This is a genomic window from Acinetobacter sp. ANC 4470 (assembly GCF_002135335.1).
Classification (GTDB): Bacteria; Pseudomonadota; Gammaproteobacteria; order Pseudomonadales; family Moraxellaceae; genus Acinetobacter.
Genome location: NZ_NEGC01000002.1, coordinates 125,604 through 138,644 on the forward strand (window position 1 = coordinate 125,604; position 13,041 = coordinate 138,644).

Annotated in this window: 10 protein-coding genes; 9 read left to right on the forward strand and 1 reads right to left on the reverse strand. The window is 41.1% G+C overall.

What is annotated here, in order from left to right; all coding sequences use genetic code 11:
* Nucleotides 1-53: 53 nt before the first annotated feature.
* The 6 genes from leuS to B9T25_RS03775 all read left to right on the forward strand — a co-directional run bounded on the left by leuS (nucleotide 54) and on the right by B9T25_RS03775 (nucleotide 9,355).
* Nucleotides 54-2,693: a leucine--tRNA ligase gene (gene leuS, locus B9T25_RS03750; RefSeq protein WP_086187148.1), complete on the forward strand. Its 2,640-nt coding sequence runs from the start codon at nucleotides 54-56 to the stop codon at nucleotides 2,691-2,693.
* 204 nt (nucleotides 2,694-2,897) lie between these two features.
* Nucleotides 2,898-3,434 (forward strand): LPS assembly lipoprotein LptE, encoded by a 537-nt coding sequence (lptE, locus tag B9T25_RS03755; protein ID WP_086187149.1) that lies wholly within the window; start codon nucleotides 2,898-2,900, stop codon nucleotides 3,432-3,434.
* 17 nt (nucleotides 3,435-3,451) lie between these two features.
* Nucleotides 3,452-4,441, forward strand: coding sequence for a DNA polymerase III subunit delta (gene holA / locus B9T25_RS03760; protein ID WP_086187150.1), 990 nt, complete (start codon nucleotides 3,452-3,454; stop codon nucleotides 4,439-4,441).
* A 197-nt stretch (nucleotides 4,442-4,638) separates the two neighbouring features.
* Entirely contained in the window at nucleotides 4,639-5,958 is a 1,320-nt protein-coding gene (locus B9T25_RS03765) for a MacA family efflux pump subunit (RefSeq protein ID WP_086187151.1), read from the forward strand.
* Nucleotides 5,959-5,960: 2 nt separating this feature from the next.
* Nucleotides 5,961-7,940: a MacB family efflux pump subunit gene (locus B9T25_RS03770; RefSeq protein WP_086187152.1), complete on the forward strand. Its 1,980-nt coding sequence runs from the start codon at nucleotides 5,961-5,963 to the stop codon at nucleotides 7,938-7,940.
* Nucleotides 7,941-7,951: 11 nt separating this feature from the next.
* Complete coding sequence (locus tag B9T25_RS03775; RefSeq protein ID WP_086187153.1) at nucleotides 7,952-9,355, forward strand: efflux transporter outer membrane subunit; 1,404 nt, start codon at nucleotides 7,952-7,954, stop codon at nucleotides 9,353-9,355.
* 113 nt (nucleotides 9,356-9,468) lie between these two features.
* Here the strand turns inward: B9T25_RS03775 and B9T25_RS03780 are convergent, their stop codons facing one another.
* A complete protein-coding gene (locus tag B9T25_RS03780; RefSeq protein ID WP_086187154.1) occupies nucleotides 9,469-9,999 on the reverse strand; it encodes a CHAP domain-containing protein in 531 nt (176 codons plus the stop codon).
* Nucleotides 10,000-10,464: 465 nt separating this feature from the next.
* On the opposite strand from B9T25_RS03780, the gene thyA reads away from it, so the two are divergent.
* The 3 genes from thyA (at nucleotide 10,465) to B9T25_RS03795 (ending at nucleotide 13,030) form a co-directional block, all read left to right on the forward strand.
* Entirely contained in the window at nucleotides 10,465-11,307 is an 843-nt protein-coding gene (gene thyA / locus B9T25_RS03785; RefSeq protein WP_086187155.1) for a thymidylate synthase, read from the forward strand.
* Nucleotides 11,308-11,427: 120 nt separating this feature from the next.
* Complete coding sequence (locus B9T25_RS03790; RefSeq protein ID WP_086187156.1) at nucleotides 11,428-11,940, forward strand: dihydrofolate reductase; 513 nt, start codon at nucleotides 11,428-11,430, stop codon at nucleotides 11,938-11,940.
* A gap of 28 nt (nucleotides 11,941-11,968) precedes the next feature.
* A complete protein-coding gene (locus tag B9T25_RS03795; RefSeq protein ID WP_086187157.1) occupies nucleotides 11,969-13,030 on the forward strand; it encodes a DUF4105 domain-containing protein in 1,062 nt (353 codons plus the stop codon).
* The last annotated feature ends 11 nt before the right edge of the window (nucleotides 13,031-13,041 follow it).

Sequence of the window (13,041 nt, forward strand, 5' to 3'; positions counted from 1 at the left end):
TTTGCGCTATGCTGTGCAACAAACTTTTTAACCATTGTTCTTAATATACGTATATGACTACTTCTCACATTGACCCTGAATATCAAGCTAGTGCGATTGAGCCAAATGTCCAACAGGATTGGGAAACTCGCAAAGCCTTTAAAGTTGCCGACACTGTAGAAGGTAAACATCGTTATATCCTATCGATGTTCCCCTACCCAAGCGGCAAACTGCATATGGGTCATGTGCGTAACTATACCATTGGCGACGTGATTAGTCGTTTCCACCGTCTCAAAGGTGAAACTGTCCTGCAACCGATGGGTTGGGATGCTTTTGGTCTGCCTGCTGAAAATGCAGCGATTGCACACCAAGTTGCACCTGCAAAATGGACCTTTGAAAACATCGCTTATATGCGTGACCAGTTAAAAAAGCTGGGGCTTTCAGTCGATTGGGATCGTGAATTTGCGACCTGTACTCCAGAATATTATCACTGGGAACAATGGTTATTTGTACAGTTGTATAAGAAAGGTTTGATTTATCGCAAACTTTCAACGGTAAACTGGGATCCTGTAGACCAAACCGTTTTAGCCAATGAACAAGTTGAAAATGGTCGTGGTTGGCGTTCGGGTGCATTGGTAGAAAAACGTGATATTCCAATGTATTACTTCCGTATTACCGATTATGCACAAGAATTATTGGATGATTTAGATACATTAAAAGATGGTTGGCCACAACAAGTCTTGACCATGCAACGCAACTGGATTGGTCGTTCACAAGGGATGGATGTTACTTTCCCTTCTGCAAACACTGAAATTTATGCAGATGGCTTAAGCGTTTATACCACGCGTCCAGATACATTAATGGGTGTGAGCTATGTGGCTGTTGCTGCTGAACATCCGATTGCACTGAAAGCGGCTGCCATTCAAGAAGCAGCTGGTAATCCAACATTAAAAGCATTTATTGAAGAATGCCGTATGGGTTCAGTGGCAGAAGCAGATCTTGCTATTGCTGAGAAAAAAGGCATGGCAACAGGTTTGTTTGTAAAACACCCTGTAACTGACGAATTAGTTCCAGTGTGGATCGCAAACTATGTGTTGATGTCATACGGTTCAGGCGCGGTGATGGGCGTACCTGCACACGATGAACGTGACTTCGAATTTGCCAATAAGTTCGGTCTTCAAATTACCCAAGTGATTGACAATGCTAAAGCAGATGATGGTGAATATGATTCAACCACATGGCAAGATTGGTATGGCACAAAAGAAGGCAAGCTGATTCATTCAGGTGACTTAAATGGCTTAACCATTCAAGAAGCATATGATGCGTTATTGGCTAAACTTGAGCCACAACAACTGGCAAATCCGAAAGTGCAATTCCGTTTACGTGACTGGGGTGTTTCTCGTCAGCGTTATTGGGGTTGTCCAATTCCAATGATCAATTGTAACACTTGTGGTCAAGTACCCGTACCTGAAGAACAACTTCCTGTAATTTTACCAACTGACGTTGTTCCAGATGGTTCAGGCAATCCCTTGAATAAAATGCCTGAATTTTTTGAGACAACTTGTCCATGTTGTGGTGCGGATGCACGTCGTGAAACAGATACTTTGGATACGTTCGTAGAATCGTCTTGGTATTATGCACGTTTTGCATCACCAGAATTTAAGGGCGGTATCGTACAACCTGCGGCAGCTCAATCTTGGTTACCTGTGAACCAATATATTGGTGGTGTAGAACACGCAATCCTACATCTATTGTATGCTCGCTTCTTCCACAAATTGATGCGTGATGAAGGTGTGGTACAAGGTAATGAACCTTTCACCAACTTGCTAACTCAAGGTATGGTTTTAGCAGACACCTTCTACCGTGAAGCTGAATCTGGCAAAAAAACATGGTTTAACCCTGCGGATATTGAGTTAGAAAAAGACGAAAAAGGTCGTGTTCTTTCTGCCAAATACACTGGTGATGGTCAAGAAGTTGTGGTTGGCGGTCAAGAAAAAATGTCGAAATCAAAAAATAATGGTATCGACCCGCAATCGATTATTGAGCAATACGGCGCAGATACTGCACGTGTATTTATGATGTTTGCTGCACCACCCGATCAATCACTTGAATGGTCTGATGCAGGTGTTGAAGGTGCAAATCGCTTCTTGAAACGGGTGTGGCGTTTAACCACAGGTTTCTTAGAAAAAGGCAACCATGCTGCTGCAATTGATGCAGCGAACTTGTCATCAGCAGCACAAGATCTACGTCGTAAAACACATGAAACCATTCAAAAAGTCGGTGATGACATTGAACGTCGTCATGCCTTTAATACCGCCATTGCAGCGCAGATGGAATTATTAAATGCCTGCAATAAGTTTGAAGCGAGAGATGATAATGATGTTGCTGTTGAACGCGAGGCGATTATTAGCTTGCTTACGTTACTTGCACCATTTGCACCACATTTAAGTCAGACCTTATTGGCTCAATTCGGTATTGAGTTAACTGAAACATTGCTCCCTATTGTTGATGAATCTGCGCTAACACGCAACACGCAAACGATTGTGGTACAAGTAAATGGTAAACTTCGTGGCAAGTTGGAAGTGTCTGTTGATCTCTCTAAAGAAGATATTTTGGCTCAAGCCAAAGCATTACCTGAAGTGCAGCAATTCTTAACAGGCCCAACCAAGAAAGAAATTGTGGTGCCGAATAAATTAGTCAATTTGGTGGTTTAATTCCCTTATTAAATTCCCTCTCCTCCTAGGAGAGGGTTAGGGAGAGGTAATTCCCCTCATCCTAACCTTCTCCCCAAGGGAGAAGGAACTTTAAGGAAATAAAACAAAAGCCAAACAAAGCCCGTTGTCAATCAACGGGCTTTGACTTTACAATCAACTCAGAAATTCATTTACCCATCTTTGGGATAAAACAGAGGAAAAAGCATGCACTTAGTTCAACGTGTTGCAGCGGTTGTATTAACTTTGGGTCTAAGTGCCGGCTTAGTCGGTTGTGGTTTTCATTTAAAAGGCATGAACCCAACGACTGCTCCTGTCGCGTACTCTAAAATGAGTTTAGCACTGCCAAATAACACAGAAGAATTACACGAAAAACTGGCGATTTATTTAGGTGCAACGGGTATTCAACTGAGCAACAATCCTGATGCTTATGTGTTACGTGTACTTGAATATAAGCCACAACGTCATGAGCTTAACGGTAAATTGGTGGAAACTTTACTGCGTTTAACCGTGACTTTCCGCATTGAAGATGCGCAAGGTCATCCTGTGACGGAACCTCGAACCATTACTGCTTCACGTAGCTATCAGTATGATGTGGCGACCGTAAATACCGATGACCAAGAACAAAAATATTTAAACGAAGTGATGGTGGATGATGTAGCACAGCAAATTGTGCGTCAAATTTCATCTAATCGTTTACCCAAAGTTATTACCAAACCTACCACACCAGCAACACAACCTTAAAATATAGACCTTCAGTTATGAAACTTGACTATCCACAAGCACTGAAACGTGTTGATGAAGCTCGCGGCGCTTGGATTATGTATGGTCAAGAGCCATTACTTGAACAAAATTTACTGGATGCTTTTCGTCAAAGTTGGCACAAACAAGAGATTGAACGGCAACGTTACGACATTAGCAATGTCAGTGATTGGAAAAATGTCTTTAATGCTTTAAATAGCTTATCGCTGTTTTCCAATCAACTGGCAATTGAAGTACATGGCAACATCAAACCAGATGCCAGTAGTCTCAAACTGCTGAAAAACTATATTCAACACAACGAACAAAACCTGTTGCTGATGGTGATGCCTAAACAAGACAGCAGCAGTTTAAAATCCAGTTTTTTTCAAGTGGTAGATGCCAATGGGGTTACTGTGCCTCTGACGGCTAACTATCCACAAGATCGACAACGGATTTTAGCTATTGAGGCAGAAAAGCTCGGTATTAAACTGGCCAATGATGCTTGGCAATGGCTTGAACAGCACCATGAGCACAATTTGCTCGCTGCAAAAAACAGTCTCATGCGCGTCAGTGATACTTTTGTAGATGTCGATATCATTCAGATTGATCATTTGTACTCATGTTTACAGGATCAATCGCGTTATACCACCTACGACTTAAATGATGCACTTCTTGCTGGAAATTTAGCTCAAGCGATTAAAATTTTTCAATATTTGGTTGCCTCAGGCGAGCCAATGAGTCTGATTTTATGGAGCATTAGCAAAGAAATGCGCTTACTGATGCAATTGTTTGAACAACCACAAAATGCCTTACAACTAGGTATTTGGAAAAATAAAGTCAGTCAATATCAACAAGCGCTCAGACGACTGAATCCGAACTGTTTTCTGACTTGGCCTGCTCTATTGTTGCGTATTGATGCCGCAATTAAAGGACTGAGTCGTGAAAATGCTGAATATTTAGTGATGCAAGCAATTGTTAGTCTCTGCGGTCAACGTTTATTTGCAGAATAATGACTACCTGTCAGCAATTGTGTAATGTATCTTTTAAATGAATCATATTGATGATTTGATTAAATCATCAATATTGAACGTACTCAAACTCAAGCCATTTTATTCTTAATAATAATTCTCATTTGTTTTAAAAATTCACGTTTTATCCTTATTTAACTTTTATAATCAATCCAATTTTCCGAATTCTTATGATCACTATGCCAAAAATAAAACCATCCAAAATAATCGTTGCTGTGGTCTGTATTCTTGCCATTGCAGTTACTGCATGGTTTTTCTTAAAGCCAAAAGAACAATCACCTCAATACATTACTAGCGAAGTCAACCGCGGTGATATTGAAGACTCAGTGCTTGCAACTGGTGTACTTGAAGCGACCAAAATGGTCAGTGTTGGTGCACAGGTTTCAGGTCAGGTGAAAAAAATGTATGTCGAACTAGGTGACCCAGTGAAACAAGGTCAACTGATTGCTCAAATTGATTCAATTCGTCAGGAAAATGATTTAAAAACCGCTGAAGCCAATATTAAAAACCAACAAGCACAATTGGCAGTTAAACAAGCCAATCTGGCTAAAGTGCAATCTGAATATCAACGTCAACAAGCCATGTATGCACAAGATGCAACATCTCGCGCAGAGTTAGAGTCGGCATTGGCAAGCTATAAAACGGCACAAGCGGATATTTTGGCCATTAATGCGCAAATTGAACAATCTCGCTTAACACTTGCAACAGCCAAAGAAGATTTAGGCTATACCCAAATTATTGCACCAATGGACGGAACGATTGTTGCGATTGTGACTGAAGAAGGTCAAACCGTAAATGCCAACCAAAGTGCACCAACGATTGTTAAATTAGCAAAACTTGACACGATGACTATTAAGGCTGAAATTTCTGAAGCCGATGTGATGAAAGTTGAACAAGGTCAAACGGTTTATTTCACCACTCTGGGAAATAGCGATAAAAAACATTATGCAAAATTACGCCAAGTAGAGCCTGCACCTGACTCAATTAATACCGAAACCAGTAGCACATCATCTAGCACTGCAATTTATTACAACGCATTATTTGATGTACCCAATGAAGATGGCAAGTTACGCATTGATATGACGGCACAAGTTTATATCATCCTTAGTGAAGCCAAGAATGTATTAACCATTCCTGCCGCAGCAATACAAAGCTCAAATCGTTCTCAAGCTAAACGTAGCGATACAGCAAAAGAACAAACAGCGAAAAGCTCAACGGATCAAACCAAGACTGATCGTCCGAAACGTCTAGAGCTTTCTGCTGAAGAAAAATCACTCATCGAACAAGGTAAAGCGTCTTTATCTATGGTTCGCGTGGTTCAAGCGGATGGAACGGCAAAACCACAAGCGGTATTGGTGGGTTTAAATAATCGCGTCACTGCCCAAATCATCAAAGGCTTAAAGCAAGGTGATAAGGTCGTGATTGCAGATGCTTCAGATACCTCAAATGATGCTGCAAAACGTAGTAACCGCGCAGGCGCTGGTCCAATGAGAATGTAATCATGAGTCAAAATCAACCACCTTTGCTCAAGGTCACAGATCTGACTCGTGAATTCCCTGCTGGGGAAAGTAGCATTCAGATTCTAAAGAGCATCAATTTAGAAATTTACGCTGGAGAACTGGTCACCATCGTTGGGCAATCAGGTTCTGGTAAGTCCACACTAATGAATATTCTTGGATGTTTAGATCAACCGACATCGGGTAGTTATCAGGTCAAAGGACGTGAAACACGCAAATTAGAAGCCGATGAGCTTGCACAGCTACGTCGTGAATACTTTGGTTTTATTTTTCAGCGTTATCATTTATTGGGAGATTTGACTGCTGCGGGCAACGTCGAAGTTCCAGCCATTTATGCAGGCGTAGATGCCTCTGCACGGCAACAACGTTCAACTCAACTGCTCTCTGACTTAGGTTTAGCTGAAAAAACCCAAAACCGCCCCAGTCAACTTTCAGGTGGTCAGCAACAACGTGTTTCGATTGCTCGTGCATTAATGAACGGTGGTGATGTGATCTTAGCCGATGAACCCACAGGTGCATTGGATAAAAACAGTGGTATTGAAGTCATGCGTATTTTACGTGAACTCAATGCCAAAGGTCATACCATCATCCTTGTTACCCATGATATGAACGTGGCGAAAAATGCCTCACGCATTATTGAAATTAGTGACGGTAATATTATTTCCGATCGCGTAAATGTACCTGAGGCAGATGGTGAAGTGCTTGAGAAACAGCAGCTCAACCGTACACCGCAAAAGAAAACGCCTTCTTGGCGTTCAGCAGCAGATCGATTGGCTGAAGCCTTCCGCATGGCATTATTGGCCATGAATGCACACCGTATGCGTACCTTCCTGACTATGCTTGGGATTATTATTGGCATTGCATCGGTGGTCTCGGTAGTTGCTTTAGGTAATGGTTCTCAGAAACAGATTCTGGAAAATATCAGTAGCCTCGGCACCAACACCATTACCGTTTATCAGGGACGTGGCTTTGGCGATAACTCTAAAACAGCCCAAGTCAAAACCTTGGTTCCTGCCGATGCTGAAGCATTGGCTGAACAGCCTTATGTCGATGGTGTTAGTCCTTCCGTCAACAGCAGTGTCACTGCCCGATTTAAAGATACTGAGGCATCAGCTACTGTGAATGGGGTAAGCGCAGACTTTTTCTATGTCAAAGGTATGACCTTTCAAGCTGGGCAACCTTTTGACAAAGAAGGCGTGACTGAACGTGCGCAAGATGTGGTGATTGATGACAATACCAAGAAAACCTTCTTTGGTGATGGGACTAACCCTGTAGGTCAAGTCATTCTTTTGGGTAGTGTACCAAGTCGTATTATTGGCGTGATTGAAGCGCAAAAATCAATGATGGGGAATTCCGACAGTTTAAATGTTTATTTACCCTACTCAACTGTGATGAGCCGCATGTTGGGACAGTCGAATGTCCGCAGCATCATTGTCCGTGTTAAAGATGAATATCCAAGTGCTACTGCCGAAAATGCCATTCTAAACTTACTGGTACAACGTCATGGCGCGCAAGACATATTTACCCAGAATTCGGACAGTATTCGTGAAACTATTCAGCAAACCACACAAACCATGACACTCCTCGTCTCTGCAATCGCGGTGATTTCATTGATTGTCGGAGGGATTGGCGTAATGAATATTATGCTGGTTTCTGTAACGGAACGAACTCAAGAAATTGGCGTACGTATGGCGGTTGGGGCACGGCAAAGTGACATCTTGCAACAGTTTCTGATTGAAGCGGTATTGGTGTGTATTTTAGGTGGCATTTTAGGTGTACTTTTATCATTAGGTATTGGGCAGTTGATTGGTCATTTTGCTGGAGACACCTTTCAAATGGCGTACTCAACCACGTCCATTATCGCAGCCTTCATTTGTTCAAGCATGATTGGGATTATCTTTGGCTTTATCCCTGCCCGTAATGCAGCACAGTTAAATCCTGTAGATGCACTTTCTCGCGAATAAGGATACTCAAAATGCACATGAATTTTACCAAACTTGCCACTGCCCTAATGTTGAGTGGTTCACTGTTCGGTTGCGCTGCGGTGGTGAAAACGCCATACCAACAACCCAGTGTAGATATTCCAAACAATTTTCAAAACAGCAAAGCCATAAGCCAACAAGTACATGCCAATATTGATGCAGATCAATGGTGGACTTTGTTTGGCGATACCCAGTTAAATCAATTGGTCAATCAAGTCCTCAGCAGCAATACTGATTTAGCCGTTGCAGGGATTAATTTACAACAAGCACGTTTACAAGCTGGCTTAGCGCAAAACAAGCAAGGTCCACGTGTTAGCTCAAGCGTATCCACAGGACATAATATTGACTTAAGTTCAGGTAATGATTCTTCACGTGGATTGTCACTGAGTGGTGGTGTCAGCTATGAATTGGACTTATTTGGAAAACTTGCCAACCAAACGGAAGTAACGCGTTGGGAAGCACTGGCAACTGAACAGGATTTACAAAGTACCGCACAAAGCTTAATTGCGACCACTGCCAACTTATATTGGCAACTGGGTTATCTGAATGAGCGTTATCAAATTGCGCAGCAAAACCTAGCCAGCACACAGAAAACCTATGAACTGGTGCGTACCCAATATCGTGCTGGTGCAGTTTCAGGTTTAGACCTGACCTCTGCGGAACAAGCAGTGCAAAGCCAAAAAGCGACGTTAAGTCAAATTGAACAGCAACGCGTAGAAGCACGTACCGCTTTGGCTGTTTTACTACACATGCCCGTACAGCAACTCAACATTCAAGAACCTGCTCGTTTACCCCGTATTGCTCTACCCAACATTGCAGCAGGCTTACCTGCGGACTTGCTTGCGCGCCGTCCAGATTTGCAAGCTGCCGAATTACGTTTACGTAAAGCTTTAACCAGTAAAGATGCCACTAAAGCCAGTTACTACCCATCCATAAGTTTGACTGGAAATTTAGGTAGTTCTAGTACATCGTTAAGCAACTTGTTAAAAAATCCCGCTTTAACTTTGGGCGCAAGCCTCAGCTTACCGTTCTTACAATACAATGATATGAAAAAAGATTTGGCAATCAGTGATTTGGATTATGAAAAATCAATTCTCCAGTATCGTCAAACTTTGTATCAGGCTTTTGCTGATGTTGAAAATGCGCTGTCGGCACGTACTGAACTCAATAAACAAGTGGCGCTGCAAGAACGTAATGTACAACTTGCTGAAAAAACTGAGCGTTTAACTGAAGTACGTTACCGTAACGGGGCGATTGCACTTAAAAACCTGTTAGATGCACAAGAAACTACGCGCAATGCGCGCCTGTCCTTAGTACAAACGAAGCAAAGCCAATACAATGCCTATGTCACCTTGATGCAGGCTTTAGGTGGTAGTCCAATCAAACAGCTGCCTTAACCACTTTAAGCCCAAATAAAAAGTGCCCTTGGACACAATTATCTGCTCATTTTCATAATAAAAGCCCCGATTGGGGCTTTTATTATTTAAACAACTTTCACATCTTTAACAACTTAAAAACCAAGACGATAATATTGGTAAGTCAAACCACTTTCTTTATAAACATCATAACTTCTTTGTCTAAAATCGGACACCCATTGTGTGCCAGTAAAGCCTGCAATATGACCATAGGTATGTTTATTGGTTCGACGAATAATATAAATATCCCCTTGCTTAGGCGCATCAAACTTAGGGTTAATTTGTCTATAACCAATTTTCATCAGGGTATTACCCCAATCCGAAGCAGCAACAGGATGGCTTTTAAACTGAGCACCTGCTGACTCCAAAGCCACTCTGATACTTTTTGCACATTTTTTTGAACTGGTTTGACGGGTGATGCTTTGCAATTTTTGGGTAAATTTATCAATATCAATTCGCTGAGCACTGCCAGAAGTATAGTTCTTATTTTTTGATTTTTCTGGTCTGATAATAGGATCTGAATTGACTGCAGATTTGTAGCTTTGACCTGATTTTGAACGAATAATGATTTCTGTTGCTGCGGGTGCATGAATATCACGTACCCCCATATGTTGATCATAAAGCATTCCAAAACCTCTAATTTCTCTTTAAATACAGTACTAATTTAATCTTAAGCAATACGCATAGCTGCTTGTTTATGCGGTCAGAATGGTAACCCCTGAATATGAATTTTTCATATAAAATATGTAAGATATCTTGTCTTTGTTAAGATGGAGGCGCTAACTGACTATTTTTTAGTTTATTTTTAGTTGTATAAAAGTGAAATAAAATTAATCTGCATAAAATTTTGTGCAAAGAATAATGAAGCAATTCTTCCTTTTTCTCAAGATTTCACCCCATGAATTAACAAGATTGAATTCAAATTCAGCATTTTTTCACCGTTGCCCCAACCCAATGCCTCTAGCTTAACGCTTAAAAAAAACTGTATTTTAGTATAAACTGCTAGGTCAACTCGACTTAGATGATCTTGTAGCAACAGCCCTGAAATGACTCGGTTTGTGCTTAGGGGAACTCAACTTTTTGGAATTTTTATGAAAGCGTATTTAGACCTTTTACAACACATCCTCGACAACGGTGGCGATAAAGGCGATCGTACTGGAACAGGTACACGTTCTGTATTTGGTCATCAAATGCGCTTTGATCTTTCCCAAGGTTTCCCTTTACTAACCACCAAAAAAGTTCATTTCCGCTCCATTGCGATTGAATTATTATGGTTCCTCAAAGGCGACACCAACGTTAAATATCTCCAAGAAAACAAAGTTTCAATTTGGGATGAATGGTCAACCCAAGAACAAACGACACGTTTTGGTCGTCCTGAAGGCGAGCTGGGTCCCGTTTACGGTCATCAATGGCGTAATTTTGGCGCAACTCAAAAAGACCATGGTTTATATGAGCAAGATGGTTTTGACCAAATCAAATGGCTGATTAATGAAATTAAAAGTAATCCAAATTCACGTCGTTTAATTGTCTCGGGTTGGAATCCAAACGAAGCTGGCAATGTTGCTCTGCCACCCTGTCACACCCTATTCCAATTTTTTGTACAGAACGGCAAACTCTCTTGCCAATTGTATCAACGCAGCGCAGATGTATTCTTAGGTGTTCCCTTTAACATTGCCAGCTATGCACTACTTACTCATATGATTGCACAGGTATGTGGTTTAGGCGTTGGTGATTTTGTTTGGACCGGTGGCGATACGCATTTATATGTCAACCATTTTGAACAAGCTCAATTACAATTAAGCCGTGAACCAATGCCACTATGCCAACTGAAATTAAATCCTGAAATTAAAGATATTTTTGACTTTAAATTTGAGGATATTGAAATTATAGCTTACCAATCACATCCGGGGATTAAAGCCCCTGTTGCGGTTTAATTTGTTCTTTTCATATTTATACCCCCAAATAAATAATCCCTCGAAATCCGCCTTTATCAAGGTGGACTTTCAAATTTAAGCTTGGGGAATGTCAATATCAAGATTAAGGCGAACTCATTCATGTCATTCCAAAATTTAGAAGTTGTTCACGTTGTAGCCATGGATCAACAACGCTGCATTGGTAAAGCAAATGATTTACCTTGGCATATTTCTGCTGATCTCAAACACTTTAAAGCCATCACCCAAGGTGGTGTTGTGGTCATGGGACGCAAAACCTTAGAATCTATGGGGCGAACCCTGCCAAAACGGGTCAATTGGGTCATTACCCGTGACCACAATTGGTCATTTGAAGGTACAAAAGTCGCTTATTCGATTGAAGATGCTTTAGCTCAAGCTGTTGCCGATGTGCAAGCTTCTGAAAAACCAACCAGCATTTTTATTATTGGCGGTGGTGAAATTTTCAAACAAACCATGAATATTACCGACCGCCTAGAACTGACTCATGTCGAACTTGATGTTCAAGGTGATGCTTATTATCCAGAAATTCCCACTGAGTTTAAAAAGGTTGCAGCTGAACAACATATTGACGACAAAACGGGGATTGCTTTCGAGTTCGCAACATATCAAAAATAAAGCAAATAATTATTTATAACAGTCAAATATGCATAATATTGGGAAAACAGAGTTTTTTGCTGCTTCGGGCATGGCGCTACTACATTCCATGTTCAGTCTTTTCGTTATTGTGTCCTCTATTTGGCTGTGTCTTGCTTTATGGTTTCAAGAACCCTTTGGCTGGTTGATCACCCGTATACTGATAGGCATTTGGATTGCTTTTGCACTTAGTATTCTTGGAATTTATGCCACCCAAAATTTCTTTAGCCGCCACACTGATATCTTGATTTACATGGTTGGCTTGCTCTGCGGTTTATTGTGGTATTTTGGCTTAGAAGCCAAACAAGATCGCGACTGGAATCCCGAAGTTGCCCAAGTGTTGTCTTATGAACAACAAGGTGATCTCGTCACCTTACACAATGTACGTAATTTTAATTGGCATGCAGATGGCAGTTATGATGAACGCTGGGAATCTCGCCAGTTTGATTTAAAGCAAATCACAGGGGTCAATATTATTACCTCCTATTGGATGGGACCGCGCATTGCCCATACTTTGGTGAGTTTTGATTTTGCCAATAGCAAACCACTGACCTTCTCAATTGAAATTCGTAAAGAAAAAAATGAAACATTTTCGACCATCGGTGGCTTTTTTAGAAAATATGAACTCAGCCTCGTGGCTGCGGATGAAAAAGATCTCATTTATACCCGCAGTAATAGCCGTGGTGAACAGGTCTACTTCTTTCCCATAAACATGTCAAAAGCAGAAAGCCGCGCTTTATTTGAGGAATATCTACACAAAGCCAATGAATTAAAACAACAGCCTAAATGGTATAACAGCCTGACCAGCAACTGCACCACGCTGGTTTTCGATATGGTGCAAGCAGTGTCTAAACAGCATTTACCGACCGATTATCGTCTACTGGTTTCAGGTTATTTACCCAATTATCTTTATGACTTAAAGGCTATTTCACACGACCTCAGCATAAAACAATGGTATGAAAAAGCACATATTAACCCACGGGTTAGTGAATTAAATCATCTTTCTAGTACACAATATTCGGCACTTATTCGCCAAAATGTACCACAAAGAAAAATAGAGAATTCGAATTAAAATAGGAATTT